The sequence below is a fragment of the Sphingomonas sp. DBB INV C78 genome (genome assembly GCF_042693015.1).
Taxonomy (GTDB): domain Bacteria; phylum Pseudomonadota; class Alphaproteobacteria; order Sphingomonadales; family Sphingomonadaceae; genus Sphingomonas_E.
The window spans coordinates 3,617,382-3,643,620 of record NZ_CP170544.1 but is presented as its reverse complement, the minus strand read 5'-3'; the positions used below and the strand labels follow the sequence as shown (position 1 = coordinate 3,643,620).

Here is a 26,239-nt window from a genome sequence, read left to right as displayed (position 1 = left end):
ATCAGGCGCGGCTGGCTGCCTTGCCGGGCGATGCGGTAGCCGCTGCCTTGCCGTGCGCCACCCGGTTGCGACCGGCGCGCTTCGCTTCATAGAGCGCCCGATCGGCCGTCTTGTAGAGCGCCTCGAAACTGTCGCCGGAACGCGCATCCGCGATGCCGATGCTGACGGTCACCCCCGCGCCGTCGGGTAGCAGATCGGCATAGCCATGATCGGCGATGCCGATCCGCACGCGATCGGCGAATTTGCCGAGCGGACCGGCGCCGAGGCCGCGGACGGCGAGGATGAATTCCTCCCCACCGAAGCGGCCGGCGATGCAGATATCGCCTTCCCATTGCCGCAGCCGATGGGCGATTCGTTGCAGAACCGCATCGCCGATATCGTGGCCGAAGCGATCGTTGATCGTCTTGAAATGATCGACGTCGATCAGCAGCAGCCCGAACGCGGTGCCCTGCTCCTCATCGTCATTGAGTGCGTCGCTCGCCGCATCGATGAAGCCGCGGCGGTTGAGCAGCCCGGTCAACGGATCGCGCCGGGCGAGTTCGTCCATCTCTGCCTCGGCGGCGCGGGCAGCATCGCGTTCGGCGCGCAGCCGCGCGAAACGCAGCGTCACCGCCAGCGACAGCCAGGCGGTCTGCAGGGCCGACGCGATCAGCACCGCGATCTGCGGGCCGCCGCCGAGCAGGCGATCGCCGATGTCGATGAACTGGGTGAGCGCCAACGTCGCCATCGGCGGGGCCCAGGCGAGCGCGAAATCCCGCGCCTCGGGGCTGCCGCGGCGCCAGGCCGAGATGATGCAGATCGCCACCAGCAGCAGATCGGCGATGATAAGGATGCCAAGCACCGCGCCCACCATGTCGATCGCGGTCGTGCGGATGAACGCTGCCACCAGGCCGAGCAGGCTGATCGACACGCCAAGCATCAGCCCGCCGATGCGCACCGCCTGCGGCAGCAAATGCCGTTCCAGCGAGGTGATCGCGCTGACCGTCGCAAAGGTGATCGCGAGCGTCGAAAGGAAGGTGCAGAGTTGCGCTGCCGGCGCGCCCGCCACCTGCGGAACGACGAGCAGCGCGAGTTGCGACCACAACAGGCCCCACAACAGCACGCAGGCGGCCCAGGCGCCGTGCCAGGCGATGAACTGCCGCCGCACCGCACGCGCGAGCGACAGATTGTAGAGTGCACCCAGCAGCAGCAGCGTCAGCGCCCCACCGATAAGGGCCGCCACCACAGAGCTTTCGGTATCGGCGGCGCCCTTTTCCATGATTCGGATGCGCAACAGGTTGTGGCTGGCCAGCTTGTCGATGCGCATCGTCATGCCGACGAGTGCGACATTCCGGTCGGGCGCCTCGAACGCGATCTGGCCGCCGACGCGCCAATGCGTGCCGAACGCGCCCTCGCGCACTTCGGCCGTCCGCGTCGAGCCGTCGGCATAAGCGAAGGTGACGGCGAGCCGTTCGAATCGGGTCTGGTGGACGAGCAGTGTCAACCCGTCGTCCTTGTGCGGCGTGGCCTGCAGATCGGTGCGCAGCCACAAGGTGCCCGTGGAATAGCCGGCAGGATCGCCTTCGCAGTGGAATGATGTTGCGGCGGGCGCAACTCCGACGGCGCTCTCCGCCGAAACGGCGTGGCACAGCGGCTCGTTGATCCGGAGGATGACGGGCGCGGCCGCAGCCGGGCCGAAGAGACCGCAAAGCAGCAGCAAGGCGACGAGAATCACGCGCACTTTCAATGCCTACCCCTTTCCCCTGCTGTGCATCGGCATCCGCGGAACGCGTTACGGTTATCCTATTATAGTAATCAAAGCCTTGCGGGCACGCTGCCTATCAGACGGTTCCGCCCCTCGCCACCCCGGGAAAGTGCGGTTCCGGACGGTGTCGTTTCCGTTTCGCTAAGGATTTTTGTTCAAGAATGGATTGAAAGGTCAAAGACACAGGCATGGGGTCGACACCATCCTCTCAACACGCGCCGTTTAAGGGGCGAAATCTGCGCATAATTTGCGCCGCGCTCCTCTTTGGCCTGGTGGTTGGCGTGGTCGGCCTGCTCGAACCGCTCGAATTTGCCGGCAAGACGGTGCGGGCCAAGATGCACAGCGGCCCCGCCAGCGGCCAGTTCGTCGTGGTCGGGATCGACGACCTCAGCCTCGCTGAAATCGGTCCCTGGCCGTGGCCGCGCGCGCGGCTGGGCGAGATCGTCACCAGGCTCCGCGAAGCCAAGGCCAAGCATATTCACCTCGGCGTCGATCTCTTCGCGGCTGGCACACCGGCGGATGATGCGAAGCTTGAAGCGGCGTTGCGTGCATCGCGAGGGCTGGTGTCGCTGCCCGGCCGACTTTCGGTCGACATGGTTTCAGGCGCGGAAGCGGACAGCCGGCCGATCGCCCGATTCTCCCAATATGCCCGCACGGCGAACACCAATTTGTGGGTGCTGCGCGACAGCAAGGTTTGGGAGCATCCCTATGCGCTGGCGCTGGCCGACGGAAAGATGCCGTCGCTGGCCAGCTTGCTGAGCGGTGTGCCTGGCGAACCGGAAACCCGCTTCCCGATCGACTATTCGATCGATGTGCGCTCGATTCCCGTGGTCAGCGCCCGTGACATATTGTCGGGGCTCGGCAATGAGAAGGCGATCGCCGGCAAGACCGTCATCATCGCGCAGACGTCGGGCAGCGTGGACCATTATTTCGCGCCAGGTTACGCCTTCGTCCCGGCCATCTTCTTTCATGTCCTCGCTGCCGAAACGCTGAGCGCCGGGCGTCCGATCATGCTTGGCTGGCTGCCGCCGATGATGATCGCCACGGCGCTCGCGGCGGCCTTCCTGACGATCCGCAACCGTCCGGCGGCACGAATCGCCTTGGCAAGCGGTTATGCCCTCTTCCTGCTCGGTCCGGTCATCCTGGAGATCCGGCATATCTTCCTTGAAGTCACACCCGCGCTGAGCGTGCTCACGGTCGTTGCGGGCGTTCGTCTCTATGGCAATGTCCGGCGGAAATATCAGGTCCGCGGGCTGACCAACCCGATATCGGGACTGCCCAATCTCAACGCGCTGCGCCAGGAAGGCGCGGGTGCGCAGGGCACGATCATCGCGGCGCGCGTGCAGAACTTCGCCGAGATCACCACCGCGCTGCCGGAAGATTATGAAAAGGAACTGGTCGAGCAGATTGCCAGCCGGTTCAGCTTCGGCGCGATCGGCTCGCCGATATATCAGGCCGATGAGGGCATCTTCATCTGGCTTGCGCCTGCGCAGCGGGATGAAGCGCTGGTCGAACAGCTCAACGGCCTGCATGCGCTGTTCCGCAGCCCGGTGATCGTCTCGACGCAGCTCGTCGACCTCTCCGTCACCTTCGGGCTCGACAATGATCCGTCGCGGCCGCTGATGCAGCGCGTGTCGAGCGCGCTGGTCGCCGCCGACGAGGCTGCGAAGGAGGGCCAGCGCTGGGCGACCTTCGACCCCGCTACGCTGGAGGATGCCGAATGGAAATTGTCGCTGCTCGGGCGCCTCGACCAGGCGATCGACCGCGGCGAGATCTGGGTCGCCTATCAGCCCAAGCTCGACATCAGCGACGATAGCATCATCGGTGCCGAGGCTCTGGCGCGCTGGAAGCATCCGGAAAAGGGTGAAATCTTTCCCAGCCAGTTCATCGTCGCGGCGGAGCGGAGCGGGCGGATCGAGAATCTGACCGCGCATATCCTGGACTCTGCCGTCGCAACTGCTGCCCACATCAATCGTCGCGGCCAGCGTTTCACCATCGCGGTGAACCTGTCGGTGCGACTGCTCGACAAGCCGGGACTGGTGGGAATGGTGGAGCGGACGCTCAGCCGCCATGGTCTCGCGCCGGAACTGCTCACGCTTGAGGTGACGGAGACCACTGCGATCGCGAGTGCCGACGAATCCTTCGCGAATCTCCAGCGGTTGAGCGCGATGGGGGTTCAGCTTTCGATCGACGATTATGGCACCGGGCTGTCGACGCTCGAATATCTGAAGAAGATTCCGGCGGGCGAGATCAAGATCGACCGCAGCTTCATCGGCATGCTCGATAAGTCGCAGAGCGACCGAATCATGGTGCACTCGACGATTCAGCTCGCTCATTCCCTGGGTCGCAAGGTGGTTGCCGAAGGCGTCGAGAACGCGGCGACGCTGGCCGAGCTTCGCCGCATGCAGTGCGATTATGTCCAGGGTTACCATACCGGCCGGCCAATGCCGATTGCAGCGCTGCTGAGCTTGCTGATGCCAGGGGAGATCGAGTCCGCCGCCTGATATGATTATCGCCTTGTTAACTATTACCATTAATGGTAAATGCCCTCTCGCGGGAGCCGTTGGCTCGCCCGCGGAACACGGGGGATATCATGGTAAACAAGACGGGTCAGGTTCGCGGTACTCAGCCGGTTCGCAGCATCTGGGATTGGATCTTCGGTGGCGGCCAGTGGCGCTGAAATCGGTTTGACCGAATCGATTTGATGGAAGCCCCGCTCCGGCGGGGCTTTTTTTTGCCCGCCGCCGGCGTGGATTTGCGTCGTTAGATGGCGCTTGCCGGCGGCCGGAATATCGTGTTGCGCTGCCTTTGCACGCTGCTCACGAGGTTCGAAATTGCCGCCCCACGCACCCGAATTCAGTGACGACTTCCGGGCGGATCTCGCCAGATTGTTCGCATGGCGGCGGGACGTGCGGCATTTCCGCACCGATCCTTTGCCGGACGGAGCGTTGGAAGAACTGCTCCATTTGGCATCACTGGCGCCCTCGGTCGGCAATGCTCAGCCTTGGCGATTCGTTCGCGTCAAATCCGCCGTCTTGCGTGAGACGTTGGCCGGACATGTCGATGCGGAGGCCGAACGTGCCGGCGCTCGTTACGCGCCGGGCGATCGCAAGACGCTCTACCACTCGCTCAAATTGCATGGATTGCGCGAAGCGCCCGAGATCGTCGCGGTCTATTCGGACGAAGCGCCAGGAGCAGGTTTCGGCCTCGGCATCGCGACCATGCCGGAAGCACTGCGTTACTCGACGGTGATGGCAATCCACAGCCTTTGGCTTGCCGCCCGCGCGGCCGACATTGGCGTCGGTTGGGTGTCGATCGTCGATCCTGCCAAGGTTTCCGAACTGCTCTCCGTGCAGCCCTCCTGGCACTTCATGGCTCTGCTTTGCATCGGTTACGCAGATGCAGCATCGACCGTGCCCGAACTGGAACGGCGCGGATGGCAGGGGCGCGACGATTGGCCCGGCAACATCATCGACCGCTGATACGTTGCCGGTCCTTCGCGATCAGTTCGGTGTGGCGGGCTTTCGCGGGCGTCGTGAAGTGGTCGCCTTCGCGGCAGGGCGCTGGCCCTTCTTGCGGCCGAGGCCGAGTTCCTTCGCGACCGCGCGGCGGCGCTCGCTATAGGCCGGAGCGACCATCGGGTAACTGGCCGGCAGGCCGAAGGCCTCGCGATAGCTTTCGGGCGTATAGCCGTGGCGGGTGATATGCCGCTTGAGGCTCTTATAGGGCTTGCCGTCGATCAGGCTGATGATGTGCTCCGGGTTCGACAGCGACTTGCGGATCCCGACCACGGGCACCGGCCGATCCGCTTCGCCGCCTGCAGCGCCATTTCCGCCGGCAGCCTTGGCCAGCGCGTCATGCACCGAACGAATCAGCACCGGCACATCGCCTGCGGCAACATTGTTGTTCGACAGATGTGCCGAGACGATATCTGCTGTAAGTTCGATCAGCGCTGCATTGCGGTCGTCAGTCATGCCATTCTCCAATGTCGATGCTGCCGAGAGTCGGCTCGCGGGGCCGAATAGTTATTTTCATTCTAACGCGATTCCGCTCATAATACTATGATATTCCAGCCATGATGAGTCACGATGCCTTTCTGGCGTCCCGTTCCGCTGAGAACTGATATTGGCGAACCGCGTGCGCTGCGGCTTGACATGCGTTAAGTGATGTGTGCCCTCGCAGAGGAGGAGGCCGGGCCTCGTGATCTACAACGACGAGCTCGAACTGAAACTTGATGCTGCGCCGGATGCGGCGGCGGCAATCGAAGCGTCGCCTCTGCTTGCCGAACTCCCGTCGCAACAGAAAAATCTCCATTCAATCTATTTCGACACCCGCGACCATGCCTTGCGGAGCGTGGGGCTTTCCTTGCGCGTTCGCCATGACGGCGAACGATATATACAGACGCTGAAGGCTACCGACGCGCCCGCAGTCGGTCTGTTCGCGCGAAAGGAATGGGAGCGGGAAATCCCGGACAACGCCATTGTGATCGACGACGTCTTGCCGCTCGGCGCCTGGCTCGACGGCTTCGATGCGGCGGCGGTGGGGCCGCTGTTCGAGGTTGTGGTCAGTCGGCGAATCTACGACGTCGAGCAAGGCGGTGCCAGGTTTGAACTCGCCATCGATCACGGATCGGTGAGCGCCGAAGGCTCCACCCGATCCTTTTGCGAGTTGGAACTCGAACTCAAGGACGGGCCGCCGGCCGCCTTGTTCGAATTTGCGCGGCGTCTGGATGCGATCGCGCCGTTGCGCTGTGGCGTTCTCAGCAAGTCCGAACGCGGTTACCGGCTCGTCGATCAGGAGGATTGCAAGGCCAGCAAGGCCGGGCAATTGAATCTGGCGGCCGGCACGACGGCGGGCGAGGGGTTCGCGGCCATCGTCAAGGCCTGCATCAAGCAGTTCCGGTTGAACGAAGCCCTGTTTCTGGCGAACCGCAATGCGCGGGCACTTCATCAAGCGAGGGTCGCACTGCGGCGGTTGCGCTCGGCCCTGTCGACCTTCAGGCCGATGCTAAAAGGTGTCGAACGTCGGAAAGAACTGGCTGACGGACTGCGCCGTCTCGGCAATGCATTGTCGCAGGCGCGCGGTCTGGATGTCTTGCTGGATGGCTTGCCCGAGGAGGATCGCGCGTCGCTGGAGCGGACGCGCCGGGCGGCCTATGACGCCGCGGTTGCCGCATTCGATTCCGCGCGCACGCGCGGCTTGATGATCGATCTGGCGGAGTGGATCGCGACGGGCGCCGCAATGTCGTCGCCAAGGGCGGCAGCGCCGCTCTCGCCTTTGGCGGTGGATGCTCTCGATCGCTTCCGTCGGCAGATCAAGCGTGCCGGCAAGCTGGATGAACTCGACGACGAAGCGCGCCATCATGTGCGCATTGCTGCCAAGAAGTTGCGCTATGCGAGCGAATATTTCTGCGGGCTGTTTGCGGGCAGGAAAGCCGGCAAGCGATATGACAGGTTCATCGCCGCGCTGGAAATTCTGCAGGACCGGCTGGGAAGGCTGAACGACATGGTCACCGCGCCGGATCTGCTGCGCCAGATCGGGATGGACGAGTTCGAGAAGCTTGTGCGCATCGACCCGGTACGATGCGCCGATCTGATCGCCGAGGGCGAGGACGCGCGCAAGAAGTTGCTGGATCGCAATCGCTTCTGGCGGTGAGCGATCACCGGCAGCCTTCCCCGCAACCGTCGGCAGCGGGGAAGGCGAGACGGATTATTTGGCGCGCGGCGCGGGCTTGCGCGGCTTGCGCACGGCCTTGGCGGGAGCGACGACTTCAGTCTTTTTGCGGCCCAGGCCGAACTGCTTGGCGACGGCGCGGCGATGTTCGCTATAGGCGGGTGCCACCAGCGAATAGTTCGCGGGCAGGCCGAAAGCTTCGCGATAGCTTTCCGGCGTATAGCCATGACGACCGATATGGCGCTTCAGGCTCTTATAGGGCTTGCCGTCGATCATGCTCAGGATATGCGCGGGATTTGATGTCGACTTGCGAACGCTGACGGCCCCAACGGGCTTCTCGGCAACTTCCGGTTCGGCCTGGTGCGTCGCACCACTGGACAGTTTGGCAAGAGCGCCGTGAACGGCTTGAATGAGCTGCGGCACATCAGTGTTGCTGACGACATTGTTCGACACATGCGCGGAAACGATATCGGCGGTAATTTCCACGAGAGTACGGTTGAATTCGTCGGTCATTCGGGGCTCCGGAACGCTTGACTGATTGGGCAGTACGATTCTGTTGGAATCGGCCTTGCAGTTTAATCTCTAACCAGATCATCGAGTTTCCTGCACCTGACTATTTTAAGTCGGTTGTACCGAACTGGTACGGAATTAGGCCGCGACATATAATGATGGCGGCCTGCCGCGACACAACTTCTCTTTCGTTGGAATGCACTGGTCGCGGCGCCGCAATGTAACGGACGCCGGATGTTACCAGTGTATGGACACAACGCAGAACTGCTGGCGTCGGCCGATCAACTCCTTCTGTTGCGAGAATCGCAACAAATGGATCAGCGACGCTCCTCACTTGCGTAGCGTAAAAGGCGCGCGCTACTTCGGGGAATGCCTCCGCCTCCTCGACGAGCAGGTGATGAAGCGCGATCGAGCGGGGTTCGAGATGTCGATCGAGCGCCGTCCGCGTCAAGATTGCGATGCGCTGTTCCAGATTAGGTGCAACAGGCATCGGCAGTGGCTGCTGCGCGATCCGATGGATCTCGCATTCCATGACATGGCGGAACAGGCCATGCTTGTTGCCGAACTGGCGATAGATGGTCGATCGGCTGACTCCTGTCGTCGCGATGATCCGGTCGAGGCTCGCGCTTTCGAAGCCATAAGCGAGAAACTCGTCCGCGGCCGCGGTACAGAGCGCCGCAAAGCGCTCCGGCTTCAGGCGCAATTGCACGCCCCCGGCGGCGGCGGGTGGTGCCGATGGCAGAGGGGCGTCGTCGGGCAGTTGCGATCCATCGGCTTTGCGCCAGCCATGTAGATAGATTTCCACCGCAAGCCGCGCCTGTGCCTGGCGTTGTGCGCGCGTCGGCAGCGGATAACCCAGGAAATGGCGACTGCCTTCCACCGCCATCGCGCCGAGCCGGGTGGCGAGATCCAGCGGATCGCCTTCGATCGGCTGCAACCGGCCGTCCGTCGCCAGGTCGTTAAGATAGGTGGAGAGCCCGCGGCTGGCGCTGCGGCGATAATCGTGGAGCGCGGCCGCAAGCTCCGGGAAGGCGCGCGTCGCCATGATACTGGCGCGAAACAATCCGTAGTTGCGCGGCGTCGCGAAACTTTCGACCAGCAGGATGGCGAACTGCTCCAGTGTCGCCTGCACATCGCCCTGCAGCGGCAGTCCGTCCGAGAAATTCTCGAGCAGTTCGGCGCGCACGACCTGTTCGAACAGATCCCCCTTGCCGCGGAAATATTCGTAGATGGCTTGTTTGCTGACCTTGGCCGTGGCGGCGATGCGATCCAGGCTGGTTCGCTCGAAGCCGTCGCGCAGGAAATGCACTGCGGCTTCCGCCATGATCCGTTCTCGGCGATCCTGCTCCTGTCGCATTCCGGCGCGCGTCATCCCGTTGGCTCAATGTCCGTCTTTAACGCGCGATGCCCGTTCCGCACGTCAAATCCGCTTGCAACTCACATCATACGGTACTGTATAGTATCGTACGAAACAACGGAGGATAAGTGCGTGGGCAATAAGGCGATACGGATGGGCGCGTCGGTCGGTGCGTTGGTGATTGCAACCTGGGGCAGCGTCGGAATGGCGCAATCGGCAACGCCCGCGGCGCCCGCGGTTCCAACCTACCAGCGCACGGCTCCCGCCGGCGCGCCCAATATCGTCCTCGTGCTTCTTGATGATGTCGGGTTCGGTGCGACCGCTACCTTCGGCGGCCCTGCCGCAACACCGGCGCTTGATGCTCTCGCGCATGAAGGGCTGCGCTACAACCGCTTCCACACCACCGCGATCTGCTCGCCGACGCGATCCTCGCTGCTCACCGGCCGCAACCCGCACGCCACCGGTATCGGCGCGGTGATGAATGGCGTCGATGCACGGCCGGGCTATTCGGGTTTCCACACCAAGGACACCGCCACCATCGCGGAGATCCTTCGTGAGAACGGCTACAGCACCGCCGCCTTCGGCAAATGGCACCAGACGCCCGATTGGGAAGTGTCGCAAAGCGGCCCGTTCGATCGCTGGCCGACGGGCGAGGGCTTCGACAAATTCTACGGCTTCCAGGGCGGGGAGACCGACCAGTTCGAACCGACGCTCTATGACGGGACGACGCCAGTGCTGCGGCGTCCGGGCAAGAATTATCACCTGACCGAGGATCTCGCCGATCGCAGCATCGAATGGATGCGCTCGCAGCATTCGGTGACGCCCGAGCGGCCCTTCTTCCTTTATTTTGCGACCGGCGGCATCCATGCGCCGATCCAGGTGCCGGAGCCGTGGATCGAGCGCTATCGTGGCAAGTTCGATCAGGGATGGGACAAATTGCGCGAGGAAATCTTCGCGCGCCAGAAGAAGCTCGGCGTGATCCCCGCCAACACCAAGCTGACGCCGCGCCCGGAGGGACTCCCCGCCTGGGACAGCCTGACCCCCGACCAGAAGAAGATCGCGTCGCGATTGATGGAATCCTATGCCGCCTTTCTCGCCCACACCGACGCCCAGGTCGGCCGGCTGGCGCAGGCGCTGAAGGATAGCGGCCAGTTCGACAACACGCTCTTCGTCTATATCGTCGGCGATAATGGCGCGAGCGCTGAGGGCGGGCTGGGCGGCAGCCTCAATTATATGGGGCCGCTCCAGGGCATTCCGGAATCGGAGGCGACCAAGCTCGCCGGCATCGACCGGATCGGTGCGGCGGACAGTTACGCGCATATCAATTCCGCCTGGGCCTGGGCGACCAACGCGCCTTTCCAGTGGACCAAGACGATCGCATCGCATCTCGGCGGTACGCGCAACGCGATGGTCGTCACCTGGCCGAAGAAGATCACCGACAAGGGCGGCCTGCGCAGCCAGTTCGGTCATGTGAACGATATCGCGCCGACCATCCTCGATGCCGTGGGCATCAAAGCGCCGGAGGAGGTGAACGGCGTGCACCAGAAGCCGATGAACGGCGTCAGCCTCACCTACAGCTTCAACGACGCCAAGGCGCCCGAGCGGCACACGACCCAATATTTCGAGGTCTTCGGGCACCGTGCCATCTACCATGACGGCTGGATGGCGTCGGCCTTCCACAGCCGCCTGCCCTGGGGCATCGGCATGGACCTCAGCGCCAAGCCGTTCGAGGCCGACAAGTGGGAGCTTTACAACCTGCGCACGGATTATTCCCAGGCGAATGACCTTGCGGCCAAGCAGCCCGCCAAGCTCGAGGAGATGAAGGCGCTTTTCATGCAGGAGGCGGCGGCGAATAATGTTCTGCCGCTGAAGGGCCAGCAGATGAGCCAGAAGGGCCTGCCCGATCTTTCGGAAGGGCTGAAGCGCGCGACCTATTATGAAGGCACCGTCAGCGTGCCGGAAAAGGCGGTGCCCCGCATGACCAACCGCTCCTGGTCGCTGGAGTCTGCTGTCGACGTCACCGACAAGGCCAGCGGCGTGATCGCCACGATCGGCGGCACCGCGGCGGGTTGGTCGCTTTATATCGATGCGCAACGCCGTCCCGTCTTCACCTATCGGCTGTTCGACGTGAAGACCGTCGATCTCGTGGGCCAACCCCTCGCGGCCGGCCGCAACACGCTGCGCGTTGATTTCAACTATGACGGCCTCGGCTTCGCCAAGGGCGGTCAGCTCAACCTGCTGGTCAACGGCACGCAGGCGGCGGCGGACACCATTCCGGCCAGCCCACCGGCCTTCTTCTCGATCAACGAAACCTTCGATGTCGGCGTGGACACCGGTTCGCCCGCGGGGCGCTATCCGGAAGGCGCAGCGCTTGGCTACGCGATCTCCGGGGCGAAGATCGACGGGGTGACGATCGAGCAGCGCTGAGATTTGTCAGGTGTGGGCGGCTTCCCGTCCCGCCCACACCATCGACGGGCCGGTCGTGTCGACGAACTCGGCCTCATGGACGTCGAGCGCGAGCCGCGCTTCTTCGAGCGGCAGGTGGAACACGGGCTCATATTTCGCCATGAACAGCGGGCCCGATGCGTGGCCGCATTTCATGCCGCGCTCCACCGCATTCTGGCAGGTCTGCCACACCGTCGGATAATGCAGCAAAGTGCGGATCGAATAGCGCATCGTCACGAACAGATAGCTTAGCGACACCTCGGTCGCGAGTTCGGGGCTCAGATGCTTGAACTGGTTGGTGATGCGGAACCAGGCCGGCACCAGCTCACCCATATAATTGAAGTCGCCGCCGGTCAGGATATGCTCCAGATCGTGGTTCTGGCCCGAACGGAAGAGGAAATATTCGAACTGGGTCTTCGGCTGCGGCTTCTCGTAGATGATGATCTCGAAATTCTTCTCGATCACGTCGCGATAGAAGATGTTGCCCAGCGTGCCTTCGGCGAACTGCTTGAAATAGTCGGCGTCATAGTCGGACAGGTGCCACTCGTTGAACCAGGCGTCGAGCGCCGGGTTCTTCGTGCGCTCCGCGGTGAACATCTCCTCGATGCGGTCCTTGTCCTGCAACTCGTCGAGCAGGCCGATCAGCGGATACATCTCTGCCTGCGCCGGCATGTCCGGCCCGTTGCGCTTGAGCGATATATTGGCGATCCATTCGCGCAGCCGCGGATCGTTCAGATATTTGGACGAGCTGACCAGCACCGAGCTTTCGGTGGTCATGGGTTGCACGCCGCGCAGCAGATAGGGGACGTCGTTCATTCAGCGGCCTCCAGCACGGGTGCAGCCTGGGTGCCGCGGACCAGCTTGCCGGGCCTGGCGTCGGTCGGCGTGTCCCTTTCGGCGATGATCGCGCCCGATACGATGGTCAGGTCGAAGCCTTCGGCCCGCTGATCGAGCCGGCGGCCGCCGGCCGGCAGGTCGTAACGCACCTCCGGCTTGCACAGCCGCACGCGATCAAGGTCGATGACATTGATGTCCGCCTTATATCCGGGGGCGATCAGCCCGCGATCCAGCAGCCCCACGACATGGGCCGGATCATGTGCGAGCATCTTCACCGCTTGGCCCAGTGGCATCCGCGATCCCGAACGATCGCGCACCCAATGCTGCAGCGTGAAGGTGGGGAAGCTTGCGTCGCAAATCACCCCATAATGCGCGCCGCCATCGCCAAGGCCGACGACGACATTGGGATGATCGAGCATCTCCTGCACCGCATCGAGCCGCCCTTCAAAGAAGTTGCCGAGCGCGATCAGCAGCATCGCATGGCCGTCATCTTCCAGCAGCAGATCATAGGCGACCTCTTCCGGCGTGACGCCGCGCGCCTTGGCGATCGCCGATATACTCTTGTCGAGCGACGGCTCGTAATCGGCTTCCTCGGTCAGCAGGAACATCCAGTCCCAGGCGCGGCCCATCTGGGTCAGCGGATGGCCATCGGCCGGCGCCTCGCTCACGAGTTTCGCGCGGAGTGCCGGATTGCGCATCGCCGCCACCTTTTCCGCCAGCGGCAGGCCCGCGATCGGCTGGAAGCTCGGGCACAGGCAGAAGGGGTTGGTCGAAAGCTCCAGCCCCGCGATCATGCCGATCGGACGCGGGAAGACCTGCGCGCTCAGCTTTTGGCCTTCGGCACGGGCGTCGTCGAGCATGGCGAGCACCGGTTCCCACAGGCGCGGCCCCTGGTTGGGCGCAGCGAGGGTGAAGGTGGCGGGCCGGCCGGTGCGGCGCATCACTTCGCGCAGCATCCCGATCTCGTCGTCCCAGCTTCGCGTCGGCACGTCGAGCACCGCCTGGATGATCCCGTCGCCGGCATCCGCCAACCCCATCGCCACCGCTTCCAGCTCTGTCTGCGAGGCATCGAAACTCGGGATCAGTTGGCCTGCAGCAGTACGGTGAATGAAGGTCCGTGACGTGGCGAAGCCGAGCGCGCCGGCCTCGATCGCCTCCTTGGCGATGCTCCGCATCCGCGCCAAGTCATCGTCATTGGCGGCTTCGCGCGCGGCGCCGCGATCGCCCATGGCGAAAACGCGCAGCGGGCTGTGCGGCAGATAAGCGGCGATATCGATGTCGCGCGGTTTGGCGTCCAGCGCGTCGAGATATTGTGGGAAGCTCTCCCAATGCCAATCGAGCCCTTCGGCCATGACGACGCCGGGGATGTCCTCCACGCCCTCCATCACGTTGATCAGCAGGTCATGGTCGCCCGGCCGACAGGGGGCGAAGCCGACGCCGCAATTGCCGACCACCACCGTTGTCACGCCATGCTGCGACGATGGGTTCAACCGGTCGGACCAGATCGCCTGCCCGTCATAATGGGTGTGGATGTCGACGAAGCCGGGGGTGACGACGCGGCCGGCAACATCGATCTCGCGCGCCCCTTCACCTTGGAAGCTGCCCACCGCGGCGATGCGATTGCCGACGATCGCCACGTCCCCACGGACGGGTTCGCCACCGCTGCCATCGGCGATCAAGCCGCCACGCAGCACCAGATCGAAATCAGCCATACTCTCTCACCCATGTTGCCGAAGTCGGGCGTGCCCGCTTCGTTCTTTGTCGGGGGAGTATGCCGGATGGACGGGTGACTAAGCGATAGTCCTAAGCCGTCATATTTGTTCGCAGCGACTCAATTTCGCGCGACAGGTCGCGAACATGTCAGATCTCGCTCTGTGCCAAGCCCTCACCGCCGGCCGCCATTCGCCGGCCGGGCATGTGCCGATCGACCAGCATCACGCCGACGCACAGCAGCAGCAGAGCGGCGCCGACCATCAGGAAAAAGAACAGGCTGCCTTGCGGCAGGCCAAGGATGATGCCCGCGCCGAATGCGCTCAATATCGCACCGATCCGGCCGATGGTTATCGAATAGCCGATCCCGGCCGATCGACATTCGACCGGGAAGACATGCGCGGAAAGGGTCAGCAAATGCACCTGCAAGGACAGCACGGTCGCGCCGGTCAGCGCCAGGCCGATCAGGATCGCACCCGGCGAAGCGCCGGGCATGTTGAGCAAGGTCGCCCAGATCGCCAGTGCCACCAGTCCGGCGCAGATCGTGCCGATCAGTGTCGCGCGCGAACCGACACGCAGGCTGATCGCGGCAAGCCCGAACGACGCGAGCACCCCGCAGAGATTGAGTATCATCGCGCCACGGATCGCCTGGTCCATCGGGAATCCGGCCTTGGACAGCAGCACCGGCACCCAGCTCAGCAGGGTATAGACCGCCATCAGCGAGGCGAAGAAGGCGACGCCCATGCCGATCGCCGACCGTCGGAGCGCGCCGCTATAGACGCGGCCGCCGCCGGGCAGTTCGGGCGGCGGCACGAACGGGCCGGTTGCGGTGCCGCCCGCCTTGGCGAGCAGCCGGGCGATCCGCGCATCCTCGCCGCCGCGCCGGGCGAGAAGGGCGGGCGATTCCGGGAGGCTCCAGATCAAGGCGACCGCGAGCAGCAGCGGCAGCGCGCCGCCCAGCAGGAAGGCCGATGGCCAGCCATGAGCGGGGATTAGCCAGGATGCGATGCCCGCACCGATGATGCCGCCGCACGGCACGCCCACCGAGATCAACGTCACAGCATAGTTGCGGGTCCGCACCGGCATCCATTCGGCGACGAGCGCCGTCGCGTTCGGAACCGCGGCGCCGAGACCGATACCGGTGATGAAGCGCAGGATGGTCAGGCTCGTCACATCCCAGCTCAGCGCGGTGAACATCGCCAGCACGCCGAACCACAGCACCGCGCCGATCAGCGCGAGACGGCGACCAAGCCGATCGCCGATCCTGCCGCCGACACTGGTGCCGATCGCCATGCCCATCAGCGACGCGGCCATCACCGGCGCCAGCGCGTCCGGCCCCACCTTCCAGTCGGCCAGAATAGCGGGGCCAGCAAAGGCGGCCAGCTGGATATCGAAGCCGTCGAGCAGGATGATCGCCATCACCAGCGCCAATAGCCGCCAGTGGAATCCCCGCACGGCCAGGCCGTCCACCACGTCCTGAACCGGAACAGCCCCCATTTTCCCTCCGCCGACAATCGCCCCGTTGCGGGGCTAGGCCTAGCTGACATTGCACCGCCCGTCGACAGAGCCGCGCGTAGAGGCCGTCGGGTGTCGTTCCGCAATCTCCCCGCCCCGCCGTCAAACAATATCCATATCCGTTCATTCAACATCGTTTCTGGATAGATATGATGTTGATGCAGTCGCGATTAGCTGCCTAAATCCGATGGCATTCACTTTCGACGTAAGAACAATCGACGGAGGGGCGCTGTGCGTATATTGGCACTGGGCATTCTTTGTCTTGTTCTTGCCAGCTGCGGTATCCCGCGCCATTCCATCCTGCTGTTTCCAGGCGAACCGCCATCGTCGATCCACGGGCATGACATATCGGCGGAATGGAAGGGCCGTTTGGTCCGGATGCGTGCCGCGGACCAGCCCAACGCCTTGGGCGGCGCGGACACCCACGTCCACGTCCTTGCCCATCAGCATCGCGCGGAATCCCTGGCGACGCAGGATCTTCGCAAGCCGCTTGGCGTCCGGAACGTGACGGCGGACGCGACCCACCGCCACCAGGTCGAAAGTCTGGATACCACGCCCGGCGACACGCAGCCGGCGGAGCATCTCCCTCCGGCCTTCGGGCTCAACGCCGTCATGCTCGATCGCGGGTTACAGAAGCCGGTTCCGGGCCTGGTCGCCGGCTATGTCGGCATCGCCCTTCCGGAAGGCTGGCTATGGTGTGACGGTGCCGATGGCACGCCGGACCTGCGCGATCGATATATTCTGCTCGATGGCGCGGCTGGCGCTTCCGGCAAAGCCGAGCACAGCCATCAGGCGTCGCACGTCCACCATTGGGCGACGGCCGCCAATGCCGATCATCCCGGCTATTTCGGTGACATCGCGACGCCCGTCGATCCGGTCCTGCATGCGGCCAGCCGCGTTCATCGCCATTCGGCCGGAGCGGAGACGGTTTCCGAAGGCATCACCACCGCCGCGGCCAATGCGCCGCCGGCGGTCGGCATGCGCTTCGTCATGGCTACCGCGGCCGCGCGCAAGCTGCCGGATGGCATCGTCATCGCTTATACGGGCAACCGCGTCCCCGCGGGCTGGCGCACCCTGGGCGGCGACGCGTCGAGCGAACTATTAGGGCGGTTGTGGAAGGGCGAGGCGACCGGCGAAAGCTATCGCTTGTCCGGCAGCGCGGCGCACGATCATGTGCTGCACTCGGGCCATGTTTTCGACTTGCTGGCCGCCGAGGGCGAGGCGGGACGGGATCGTATCGGCCAAGGCCCTGACGTGCCGATCGCCGGCCATCGCCACAGGGTGGAGATAGACGAGCAGACCCCGGTGGCCGCATCGGCCGCGATGCCCCGCCATGTCGATCTGCTTCTCATCGTCAAACACTGATCAATCGGGAGAGAGCCATGCCTTCTGGCCATATTTCCTATCGGTCCGATTTCGGTGTCGCGCTTCACGAAACGGGGCTCAATAGGCTCAGCGCCGGGCTGCGTGCGGAGAAGCCGGAGCTGTTCGCTTTCTCGACCGAAATTCCGATCGTGCGGCCTTCCCCGACCGATCCGGGCCACGTCCTTACCCTCTATGCCGTGGCGGACGAGCCGATCGCCTTCAACCTTTACCCCGTTCAGCAAACGCCGGCGATCCAGCAGGACGGCTTCTTCATTTCGGCCAATATATTGTTCACCTTGACCGATAGTCGACTGGGCGCCGTCACCCGCATCAGAATCCATGTCGAAGCGGCGGGCCAGGTCGTGCGGGCGAAGGATCAACTCAAGGTCCGGTTGCTGGCCAAACCGGATGGCTCGCCCTGGTTCGACATCACCAGCATCGAAGGCGAGCATCCCGCGGCACTGAAACTGTTGGAAGGACGTGTCGACGGGGACCTGTCGCTCGAGGCGGTTTTTCCGTCCCGTGGCGACGATGAGACGGCGCGCAGTTTCCGCGCGATCATGAACTATCTGATCACCCTGTTCCTCAAGGAAGGGCTGACCAAGGTGGTGACGGAATTTCCGTTGCCGAGCCTCGCCAAGCTTATCGAGGCCGGCCCGCTCGGCACGATAGCGGGGCGCGAACTCTACGTCCGCAATGACGCGATCTATCTCACGCTGGGTGACGAAAATCCCGGTCCCGGCGGCTTTCCGGTGCCATTCCCGCCGGCGGATATCGCGATCGGCGTCAGCGAGCGCGGGCTGCAGCGCATCATGGACGCCATGTCGCCTATGGCCATTCCCATCGACGTTGGCACCGATGATACGTCCTTCCGCATGCGATCCAGCAATTTCCGGATCCGCACGATCAAGACCAACCTGCTCCCCGGGCACGACCATCTTTTCGGGCAGGTCTATTTCGGTGGCACACTGGATATCCGCCTGCAGTTCAAGGCTTTCGGTCATTGGGTCCGCACGCCCTGGCTGCCGCTGCCGATCGACGACACCTTCAGCCAATATGCCGGCCTGATCCGCCCCTATATCGGGCGATCGAACATCGGCGCGCCCAACGAGAAGTTCGAGCTTCGCATGGAGCCCGATTCCAAGTTCATCGAGCTTTGGGCCATCCTGATCGTCACCAACTATCGCGGCTATTTCCGGGATCTGTTCCGGCGGATGGTGGAGTCGGTCAAGGATCAACTGATCTACAAAAAGCTGAAGAAGATCCCGATCATCGGCTGGATCATCGATGCGATCATCGATCTGACGGGCGACATATTGGCGTGGGCGCTGGGCAGCTTGTTCGACATGTTCATGTCGACCACGTTGACCGCGATCATCAATACGGTCGGGCGCATCGCCTTGCAGTTCATGAAGCGGCAGGAGTTCGTCGCGCTCAAGATCGAGCAAGCCATGGTCAAGAGCATGACCGGCCTCGAGATCAAGAGCGGCGATGTGCTCCAGCTGGAAGATGGGCGGGGTGGCGAACTGTTTGTCGGGCTGTCCTTCGCCCAGGGGCAGTTCCCGCCGCCGCCCGCGCCGACCCCCATTCCGCCGGCACCGGGGCCGCAGCCCTTGCCTGATCCGCCGCTGCCTGGCCCCCAATTGCCTTCACTGCCCGAATATGGTGCCGGCGATTTCACGCCTCCATTCGCCTTGGGGCAGCCCGACTGGTCGGACGGAGACGTCCAGCGGTATGAGGTGGAGATCAAGACCAGCCGGCCGATGCGCGGCGAAATGACGCTCCGCTTCGAGAGCGTCGCCGGCGGGTGGCGGATCACCAAGAGGCTCGCCATCCAGGGCCTGCCGGCGGATGTCGTCGCAGTTGCGGAATATACGGCTGAGGGTCTGCCGATCCGGGCAAACTATCATCAGGAGGGGGGCCTGAATACCGGTGCTCCCACCGTGGAGTTCACCCAGGTCGCGGATTTCTCGGCGCCCGGCACGGCATTGACGTCAACCGCGCTGGGTCCGCTGGCATCCTTTGAACGCCGCATCGCGGTCATGGATCGCGCTAGGCTCGATTTCGATGAGTTCTGGCCGTTCAGGCTGGCGCATATGATATTGGCTGACGGAGCCGCGGGCGTGTTCGGGCGGATCGAGTTCGCGGACCCGATGGAAGTGGAGAACTGGTCGCGGCAGGTTCCGGTACGGCTGAGCGTTGCCGCGACGGGGATTTCGCTGCCGGGTCAGCCTGGTCCCGTCCAGGGCTTCGCCATCACCGCCTCGGACGAGGATGGAAAGACGAGCGTTGCGGTCGCGCCGGGACGAGGCGTCGTAGAAATGCGTGCGCAAGGCAAGGAAACCGAGGTCGTCCTGCGTAGGGTATGACGTTTGCGATGGGTGGGAGCCGGAAGGGGGCATGAGGATGAAAGATTGGAGTGTCGAGCGGCGGGAATTTCTTGCGACCGGTCTTGCTGGTTTGGCTGCCGTTCCGGCAAGCGCCGAGGGGCAGGCCCAAAAGGAGGGCGAGACGCGTATCGATATTGCCGATGCGCACGCCCATTTCTTCAACGGAGCGGATCTGCCCGCCGCAGCCTTCATCCGCTATGTGGTGGCGCCGGTCTATCTCGCCAACGCGCCGGACGTGCTGTTGGCGATCATCGACATCGGCGTCAACGTGCTCAAGCGGCTGTCCATTACCGCGGACGACGAATTGCGGCGAATGTCTCCGCCCTGGCGCGATGGCGACGATGTCTCGATCAAGGACTTTGCCGAAGGAATGGTGGCCGCGGCAGAGGCGCAGATCAACCGTCGCGGCTTCGTCGGGGAACTGAAGCGGCGTCCATTGGATGATGTCGCCGATAGCTATTATGCGCTGGCGACGCTGATCGAGGACGAGCGTGCACGGCTGGGCGGCCTGTCCAAACCGGCCGAGAAAGCCTTGAGCGCGTCGGCGGAACAGCAACGCTTCGAAGTCGCGCGCAGCATCGATCAACCGACGCTCGAACGGATCCTTGCCGAAGGGGGTGACCTCCTCGACACAGGACCGCATTGGTATCTGGATCGCGGCCTGAGCCCGGCCGACATCTGGGCGGTGCTCAAATGGGCGCGTGTCATGGCGCAGTCGCGTTCGGCGCATGTCCGCCGTTACCTGGAAACGATGACGAGCGACCGCACCCGCACGACGCTGGCCGTCAATCTGCTGATCGACTTCGATCAATGGCTCGGCGAGCGGCCGAAAGACGGTTCGGATCAGGAACGGCAGGTGGCGTTCTGGAGCGCTTATGCGCGGGCGGCCGCCGGCCGCATCCGCATCGAGACATTCGCCGCTTATGATCCGTTGAAGCATGTCGAACAGATGCTCGCGGGCGGGCCAACCAGCTTTGAGGCGTCAAAGGGCTGGGCGCTGGCCGGGCCGCAGGCGACGCATCGCGTTACCGGTTTCAAACTCTATCCGCCGATGGGCTTCAATGTGTCAGCGAACCAGCCGCTGCCTTCCGGCGATGCCGCGGGCGGCGCCAGGATCGTTCGCGACCGCTGGAAGCAGAAGGGGTGGGACGTGGATCGGCTGCCCGCTTTGCTCGACGATGCGCTCGACACATTCTTCGCTTTCTGTGTCGAGCATGACATTCCGCTCTTCGCGCACGCCCGCGACAGCAACATGTCCTTCCCCGGCGGCGGCCTGAACGCCCATCCGCAATATTGGCTCGATCGCGCGAAGAGGATGGCTGACGCGAATCCGCGGCGCCCCGTCCGCGCCTGCCTTGGCCATTATAGCCCCGAAGATTTCGGCTTCGACGACGCGATGGAGAAGATCCTCGATCTCAATGCCGCGGGGCGGGCGCGGATCTATTTCGATCTGTCCTTCGACGAGCATATCTTGAAGGATGTCGCCACGGCGGCCGAACGGCTCAAGCATGTCGAGCGCATCTGCACCGCGCACAAGAATGGCGCGGACTATATGATGTTCGGCACCGACTGGATCATGCTTGGGCAGCGGCCCCGCCACCAGAAATATGTCGCCAATCTGATGGCCGCGATCGACGGCAATATATTCTGGAAAGAACGGCGCGAAAAATTGCTCGGAGGCAATCTGCGCACCTTCCTGACCCGCATCCCGCCAGGCTGATCGAGCGAAGGGTCAGGCGGCCGCGCTGGTCGCGCTTGCCATGCGCCCGCTGATCACGTCGGCGGTGCGCTGCGCCAGCGCCAATATCGTCAGCGTCGGATTGGTCCAGCCCGATGTGGGAAATAGCGAACTCCCCACGATGCAACTCACCGTAGCAAAAAAAAGGGCCTCATCAATGGCAGTTTTCCGGGATTTTCCGCCCGATGATGGGCCATTTTTCCCGTAGCAGTTTGCTGTAGAAAACGCCCTCTGGGGACCGTCTCTTCGACGATCCCCGAGCATTTTCAATGCTTTGAGAGTAGCTGGTGCCCAGAAGAGAACTCGACCATCAATCCCATGAAATTGATAAGAAAAATCTATATCGATTCACGGAAATTCAAATATCCAAAAAAATATCTAGTGATATAATTTGGGACTGGATGCGGGTCCCTAACGGGTGGATTTTTTCGTTTCTGTCCGACCGAATATATATAGGGGAGCGACATCGTTAAGTCCAGTATAGATTGCAGCCGTCCACTGACATTTTCAGGATTCCGATGTCACACTATTGCCTGCGTCGCGAGGCCGCGACCCTCTCGCGGGGTTACTTCGGCTGAGGGAGACCAGGGGCGGTCGATGTAGTCGGCCAAGCTCACGCTGGCCTGTGCCAAAAAGGGGTGCCGACGGGACTAGTGAGTTGTTTGTTCCGGCACGCGTCGCCCGGAGTCATTGGGCAGGAGCCGCCCACATAGCGGTCATCCACGGGTGCGGACTTAAGGCCTGATATCCGACGTTCATTAAGGTTCGGGCCACGATGATCGAAAATCCGGCTAGGTGACCATTTTGGCGACGTCGCCAACTCTAACGCGTCCCGGCGTAGCAACGGTGCAATACGCACTCATCAGCTGACGCATCTCCTTCACGAGCGTGCGGGTTATGCTGCTGTTCTTGGCAATCCCGCCATGTTGTTCCGCTGCAATGATCGTGCAGCGCGGGGATTCCATCACGGCATCGAAACTCGCCTTCCCAAGCGCGATGGTCCGCCCGATCCACTCGCGTTCGCGTATGGCATCCGACGCACCGGCGTCGTCCACGAGAAAATTCGGGCGGAACCTGCGCACTTCGAGATTCACGTCGGGAAGAAAGCGCTGGAGATAGCGGATCGAGGATGTCGTCAGAATGTCGATCGGAAACGCGTCGAAATAGGTGCCGCGCGGCGCGCCCAACTCGCTGAGTTCGCGCATCAGCGCGGGTGGAAGTTGGCTCATGTCGGGAAGCGGCTCATTGTCTGTCAGTCCGAAGAGCATGCGTATCTCCGTCTCCATGCTTCCGGTTACGAGTGCTTCCGGCCCGAGGCGGAGATGATCGATCTCATCATCCGGTTTGAGTGACATGAGGGTCAGATCCTTACCCATCGCATCCGACAGCCGGTGATGAACCCTGTCGTCATCGGAGTTGATGGTTGATCCGTCAGGCAGGGTAATGGCGACGTGGGGCACCAGGCCGGCGCTGGTTCCCGGCAGGTAGCGTGCCGAACAGAGCAACAACCGCGGGATGTAACGGGCGCTGCGAATGGCGCCGGCCTTGTTGTCGCGAACGGCCCATCCGCGGTCGCCATAGATGCCGCGCGGACCTACGTCGGCCTGGTCGATCCGTTCGCCGCCCATCGACTTCACGGGGTAGCGCCATATCTCCGCTACGCGGAGCTCCTCATCGTTCGACATCAGTTGGCCACACCGGCTCTTGGCATCGATGCCGATGGAATGCTGGCTGATGGTCCAGTTGGCCAATTGGTCCAGATGAAGATCAGTTCATCTCGGGATGGACGATGATGCGCACCGATCATTCCGGCCTCTCCTCCAATGTTGGCTTTGACTTGCGATGACTGCCTTGGCCGACGCGACGTATCCAGCAATTGAGCCTGATTTCCTTCTCGCCTCGCCCCTGTCAACGCGTGTTCCCGCACGGTGGGGTGCGGGAATAATCATTTTGCAGACGTGGAGACCGCCTTATCTCCACGGCCGGCGGCGTGTCGTATCGCCGGCATTTATCGAGGTCCGTGTACCGACCAAATCACGCTACGGCAGCACGCATCCTGGCGTGCGGTTGCCGTCGACTTAAAGAGCGAGCCTAAGGAGGAGCATTTGAACAGCAACATCGAAACGTCACCACCATTCGCCAATGCCGTTCGTGCAGGGGATCTGCTGTTTTGCTCGGGGATGATCGGGCTCGAAGCCGATGGGACCGTTCCTTCGGAACCGGCCAGGCAATTCGCTCTCGCCTTCCAGGCGCTGCGTGAAACTCTGGCGCACCATGGCTGCGGAGCGGAAGACGTCGTCGACCTGACGACCTTCCATGTCGACTTCCCCACCGACATGGATCGCTTCATGCTTGCCCGCAGCGCTTTCCTCGATGAACGCAGCTCGGCGTGGACCGCGGTCGGCGTGGCCGCGCTGGGCTATCCGGGCTCAATCGTTGAAATCAAGGCGATCGCGCGCGTCAGGGGATGACAGCCACCCCCGAGACTTGCGAATAGGCGCAATGCTCGATTGGGATGATCTCCGTTTCTACCGCGTGGCCGCTCAGGCTGGAACGGTCACGGCCGCGGCCGAAATGCTGCGCGTGAGCCGGACAACGGTGACGCGACGGGTGGAATCGCTGGAGCGGAGTCTGGGCATCACCCTTTACGAACGAACCGCCACCGGGCCGGGCAGCACGGATGCCGGCAGGCTCGTTCTCGCATGCGCCCGCGATGTCGAAAGCCGCATCGACGAACTCCTGCGCACCCTTGCGCCCGATGCGCCGGAACCCGCGCCGATACGGGTATGTGTCCCGGCCGAACTCGGTCTCGATTTGGTCGATCTCGGTGCAGGCATGTCTCGTGACGTATCCGGGACGATACTCGAATTCGTGCAAGCGGCCCGACCAGATGTTGAACTTCACGAACGCCGTTCGCTGATCGGTTTATGTATCGCTGATGATTTGCCACCCCACATGAATGGACGTGTGCTGTCATCCTTGACCCAGCGCGTCTACCGCGCAGCGGCGGTCGACGCGCCCTCCAGCGATGCCTGGCGCTGGATAGGCTGGGGACGGGACCTGGATCATGCAGCATCCGCCCGGTGGATCGATGCGCATGTCGAAAGCAGCCAGGTGGCGATGCGCGTAAACTCGGCCATCGACCTCAAGGAGGCAACGCGTCGTGGTCTGGGTGTCGGTTATCTCTGGGATCAGCTTACGGAGGATGTCGACTTGCTTCCCGCGGAGGACGCCGGCCCTGTATTCAACAGCAAATTGTGGCTGTGCATGCATGAAGATGTACCGCCGGCCCCGCACGTTCGCGCCGTACTCAAACTCCTCGGAGATTATGTAAGCTCCAGGTTTTGACGGAAGTGCCGCCAAACGCGACAATCGTAGAGTTGTGGGCTATTCCCAATTGCGGACGCCAAAGCTGGTTCTGGCGTCAACCAGAGATAGCTCGAGCGGAGCCTCACGGACCAATGTCCTGGGCAAGGCCAAACGCCTTCGCCAACCTTTCGTGCGATCGATGGCGGTCGGTTGGGTCAGCCATCATGTCTTGAACGATCAACTCGTTGGCGCCGCTCTGGTCGATCATTTGCTCAAGCGTCATTCTGACCTCTTCGGCGCTGCCGGCGACGAAGCGGGGCCAGCGCTCGCCCACGATTTGCGTGGGTTCGGCCCACTCCGCCTCACCAAGCTCACGCTCAGCTTCTTCGATGGTGGGAACGAAAGCCGTGGCGCCTAACCTTGCGAGGCGCTGGTAATACCCCTTGACGCACAAAGCGAGGCGCCGGCCATGCTCAGCATCTTCTCCCACACTGACGTTGACCCCCAGCATCGCGCGCGGCGCGCCTGATCCGAATGGTGTCGCGACGAAATGTTCGCGATAGCTGCGCAAGGCGAAAGCCGCGGCCTGCGGATTTATGAAGCCGGCGAATGAATAGCCGATACCGATCCGGGCTGCCAGTTGAGCTCCGCCGGGGCTCGATCCCAGCAACCAGCTTTGGGGCAATGTGTCGACGGTTGGCATCATCTGCTTGCCTGCGAACGGATGACCGGCCGGGAAAGCCTGATGCAGCCAGGCTACGGCTTCAGAAACTTGTGCGGCATGATCGTCGCCAGGCTGCACATTGCGGTCCCGACGCAGGGCCATGTCGATGACCGGTCCTGCCGTGGCCCGGCCCATGCCAAGGTCGATGCGTCCCGGGAACATCGCATCCAGCTGTTTGAACATTTCAGCCACCTTGAACGGGCTGTAATGGTTCATCAGCACCGCACCGGATCCGAGCCTGATGCGCCCGGTCTGCGTTCCTGCCGCGGCGATCAGCAATTCCGGATGGTGCGATGCCTGGGCCGGCGCCATGTGATGTTCAGCGAACCATATCCGGTGATAGCCCAGTGCATCCGCGCGGCGAGCCGTCTCGAGGGATTGCGTCAATGCATCGCTCGCTGTCTCGCCGGGCTTGATGGTGGATAAATCAACGATCGACAACTTCATGGGGCCATCCTGGCTTGCTCGAGCAGCGCGGATTGAAACAGCTAGCGGAGTTTGATGGTAGAGCCGACAGCCTCCATCAAGTTTGCAGCCCGTTTCCACAACATCGGCTCGACGTGCTGGCTCAGGGCGAAGATGCTAAAATTGGAATTGCCGGAGAGACACGCCAGCGAGCTCCGCCTGCGCAGGTGACCAATTGAAGGCTCCTTACTGCGGTGACGGCAGGCGCCGCCAAAGCCGCCTTTCCGCGGACAATTTTGGCCGCCTGACAGCTTCCGTTCGTTCAAATTTGGAACGGAGGCCGCTTTCAGGCGGTCCCCTTCTCCGCGATCGCGTCGGCCTTGTCGGGGTGTCCGGATAGGCCGTTTCCAGACGGTGAACGCGCGATAGATGCCGTCAGTGCACGGGCGCGCAGGCCAACACTTGCTGCGGTTAGGACCGGCGCGTAGCTTTCGTCCGATCACAAGCGGAGAGGGCG

General features: G+C 63.0%; 19 protein-coding genes. 9 read left to right on the top strand and 10 right to left on the bottom strand.

Going from position 1 to position 26,239, the window contains the following annotated elements:
* Nucleotide 1: 1 nt before the first annotated feature.
* The gene (locus tag ACFB49_RS17090) at nt 2–1,720 is read right to left on the bottom strand and encodes a diguanylate cyclase (RefSeq protein ID WP_380872482.1); all 1,719 of its coding nucleotides are present in this window, start codon (nt 1,718–1,720) and stop codon (nt 2–4) included.
* A 305-nt stretch (nt 1,721–2,025) separates the two neighbouring features.
* Between ACFB49_RS17090 and ACFB49_RS17085 the strand changes: the two genes are divergently transcribed.
* Together ACFB49_RS17085 and bluB are read left to right on the top strand one after the other, a co-directional pair.
* Entirely contained in the window at nt 2,026–4,248 is a 2,223-nt protein-coding gene (locus ACFB49_RS17085) for an EAL domain-containing protein (protein ID WP_380872481.1), read from the top strand.
* Nucleotides 4,249–4,578: 330 nt separating this feature from the next.
* Nucleotides 4,579–5,226: a 5,6-dimethylbenzimidazole synthase gene (gene bluB / locus ACFB49_RS17080; protein WP_380872479.1), complete on the top strand. Its 648-nt coding sequence runs from the start codon at nt 4,579–4,581 to the stop codon at nt 5,224–5,226.
* Nucleotides 5,227–5,247: 21 nt separating this feature from the next.
* Here bluB and ACFB49_RS17075 read toward each other — a convergent pair whose 3' ends face one another.
* Nucleotides 5,248–5,718 carry a MucR family transcriptional regulator gene (locus ACFB49_RS17075; protein ID WP_380872478.1) on the bottom strand — a complete coding sequence of 157 codons (471 nt, stop codon included), beginning with the start codon at nt 5,716–5,718 and terminating at the stop codon, nt 5,248–5,250.
* A gap of 226 nt (nt 5,719–5,944) precedes the next feature.
* On the opposite strand from ACFB49_RS17075, the gene ACFB49_RS17070 reads away from it, so the two are divergent.
* A complete protein-coding gene (locus tag ACFB49_RS17070) occupies nt 5,945–7,399 on the top strand; it encodes a CHAD domain-containing protein (RefSeq protein WP_380872477.1) in 1,455 nt (484 codons plus the stop codon).
* Between the two features lie 54 nt (nt 7,400–7,453).
* Here the strand turns inward: ACFB49_RS17070 and ACFB49_RS17065 are convergent, their stop codons facing one another.
* Nucleotides 7,454–7,930 carry a MucR family transcriptional regulator gene (locus ACFB49_RS17065; protein ID WP_380872476.1) on the bottom strand — a complete coding sequence of 159 codons (477 nt, stop codon included), beginning with the start codon at nt 7,928–7,930 and terminating at the stop codon, nt 7,454–7,456.
* 100 nt (nt 7,931–8,030) lie between these two features.
* Entirely contained in the window at nt 8,031–9,251 is a 1,221-nt protein-coding gene (locus ACFB49_RS17060; protein ID WP_380872475.1) for a TetR/AcrR family transcriptional regulator, read from the bottom strand.
* A 165-nt stretch (nt 9,252–9,416) separates the two neighbouring features.
* Between ACFB49_RS17060 and ACFB49_RS17055 the strand changes: the two genes are divergently transcribed.
* On the top strand, nt 9,417–11,711 hold the full coding sequence (locus ACFB49_RS17055) for an arylsulfatase (RefSeq protein WP_380872474.1): 2,295 nt from the start codon (nt 9,417–9,419) through the stop codon (nt 11,709–11,711).
* 6 nt (nt 11,712–11,717) lie between these two features.
* On the opposite strand, the gene ACFB49_RS17050 is transcribed toward ACFB49_RS17055, so the two are convergent.
* The 3 genes from ACFB49_RS17050 to ACFB49_RS17040 form a co-directional block, all read right to left on the bottom strand.
* On the bottom strand, nt 11,718–12,545 hold the full coding sequence (locus tag ACFB49_RS17050; RefSeq protein WP_380872473.1) for a hypothetical protein: 828 nt from the start codon (nt 12,543–12,545) through the stop codon (nt 11,718–11,720).
* A complete protein-coding gene (locus tag ACFB49_RS17045) occupies nt 12,542–14,278 on the bottom strand; it encodes an amidohydrolase family protein (protein WP_380872472.1) in 1,737 nt (578 codons plus the stop codon). The genes ACFB49_RS17050 and ACFB49_RS17045 overlap by 4 nt, the downstream gene beginning before the upstream one ends.
* A gap of 148 nt (nt 14,279–14,426) precedes the next feature.
* Entirely contained in the window at nt 14,427–15,773 is a 1,347-nt protein-coding gene (locus ACFB49_RS17040; RefSeq protein WP_380872471.1) for an MFS transporter, read from the bottom strand.
* 249 nt (nt 15,774–16,022) lie between these two features.
* Between ACFB49_RS17040 and ACFB49_RS17035 the strand changes: the two genes are divergently transcribed.
* The 3 genes from ACFB49_RS17035 to ACFB49_RS17025 are packed head-to-tail and all read left to right on the top strand — an operon-like array spanning nt 16,023 to nt 21,266.
* Nucleotides 16,023–17,156 (top strand): hypothetical protein, encoded by a 1,134-nt coding sequence (locus ACFB49_RS17035; RefSeq protein ID WP_380872470.1) that lies wholly within the window; start codon nt 16,023–16,025, stop codon nt 17,154–17,156.
* 17 nt (nt 17,157–17,173) lie between these two features.
* Nucleotides 17,174–19,525 carry a hypothetical protein gene (locus ACFB49_RS17030; RefSeq protein WP_380872469.1) on the top strand — a complete coding sequence of 784 codons (2,352 nt, stop codon included), beginning with the start codon at nt 17,174–17,176 and terminating at the stop codon, nt 19,523–19,525.
* Between the two features lie 37 nt (nt 19,526–19,562).
* Nucleotides 19,563–21,266, top strand: coding sequence for a hypothetical protein (locus ACFB49_RS17025; RefSeq protein WP_380872468.1), 1,704 nt, complete (start codon nt 19,563–19,565; stop codon nt 21,264–21,266).
* Between the two features lie 12 nt (nt 21,267–21,278).
* Here the strand turns inward: ACFB49_RS17025 and ACFB49_RS17020 are convergent, their stop codons facing one another.
* Together ACFB49_RS17020 and ACFB49_RS17015 are read right to left on the bottom strand one after the other, a co-directional pair.
* Nucleotides 21,279–21,404, bottom strand: a complete 126-nt coding sequence (locus ACFB49_RS17020; RefSeq protein ID WP_380872467.1) for a hypothetical protein — start codon at nt 21,402–21,404, stop codon at nt 21,279–21,281.
* Nucleotides 21,405–22,075: 671 nt separating this feature from the next.
* Entirely contained in the window at nt 22,076–23,035 is a 960-nt protein-coding gene (locus ACFB49_RS17015) for an MOSC domain-containing protein (protein WP_380872466.1), read from the bottom strand.
* A 354-nt stretch (nt 23,036–23,389) separates the two neighbouring features.
* Between ACFB49_RS17015 and ACFB49_RS17010 the strand changes: the two genes are divergently transcribed.
* Both ACFB49_RS17010 and ACFB49_RS17005 read left to right on the top strand, forming a co-directional pair.
* Entirely contained in the window at nt 23,390–23,755 is a 366-nt protein-coding gene (locus ACFB49_RS17010) for a RidA family protein (protein ID WP_380872464.1), read from the top strand.
* Nucleotides 23,756–23,786: 31 nt separating this feature from the next.
* Nucleotides 23,787–24,632, top strand: coding sequence for a LysR family transcriptional regulator (locus ACFB49_RS17005; RefSeq protein WP_380872463.1), 846 nt, complete (start codon nt 23,787–23,789; stop codon nt 24,630–24,632).
* A 103-nt stretch (nt 24,633–24,735) separates the two neighbouring features.
* Here ACFB49_RS17005 and ACFB49_RS17000 read toward each other — a convergent pair whose 3' ends face one another.
* On the bottom strand, nt 24,736–25,764 hold the full coding sequence (locus tag ACFB49_RS17000) for an MsnO8 family LLM class oxidoreductase (protein WP_380872462.1): 1,029 nt from the start codon (nt 25,762–25,764) through the stop codon (nt 24,736–24,738).
* Between the last annotated feature and the right edge of the window lie 475 nt (nt 25,765–26,239).

What these genes read in the sequence shown, in the direction of transcription:
- ACFB49_RS17075 (WP_380872478.1), bottom strand. Translation starts at nt 5,718, where the DNA reads ATGACTGACGACCGCAATGCAGCGCTGATCGAACTTACAGCAGATATC.
- ACFB49_RS17065 (WP_380872476.1), bottom strand. Translation starts at nt 7,930, where the DNA reads ATGACCGACGAATTCAACCGTACTCTCGTGGAAATTACCGCCGATATC.
- ACFB49_RS17060 (WP_380872475.1), bottom strand. Translation starts at nt 9,251, where the DNA reads ATGGCGGAAGCCGCAGTGCATTTCCTGCGCGACGGCTTCGAGCGAACC.
- ACFB49_RS17050 (WP_380872473.1), bottom strand. Translation starts at nt 12,545, where the DNA reads ATGAACGACGTCCCCTATCTGCTGCGCGGCGTGCAACCCATGACCACC.
- ACFB49_RS17045 (WP_380872472.1), bottom strand. Translation starts at nt 14,278, where the DNA reads ATGGCTGATTTCGATCTGGTGCTGCGTGGCGGCTTGATCGCCGATGGC.
- ACFB49_RS17040 (WP_380872471.1), bottom strand. Translation starts at nt 15,773, where the DNA reads ATGGGGGCTGTTCCGGTTCAGGACGTGGTGGACGGCCTGGCCGTGCGG.
- ACFB49_RS17030 (WP_380872469.1), top strand. Translation starts at nt 17,174, where the DNA reads ATGCCTTCTGGCCATATTTCCTATCGGTCCGATTTCGGTGTCGCGCTT.
- ACFB49_RS17025 (WP_380872468.1), top strand. Translation starts at nt 19,563, where the DNA reads ATGAAAGATTGGAGTGTCGAGCGGCGGGAATTTCTTGCGACCGGTCTT.
- ACFB49_RS17005 (WP_380872463.1), top strand. Translation starts at nt 23,787, where the DNA reads ATGCTCGATTGGGATGATCTCCGTTTCTACCGCGTGGCCGCTCAGGCT.
- ACFB49_RS17000 (WP_380872462.1), bottom strand. Translation starts at nt 25,764, where the DNA reads ATGAAGTTGTCGATCGTTGATTTATCCACCATCAAGCCCGGCGAGACA.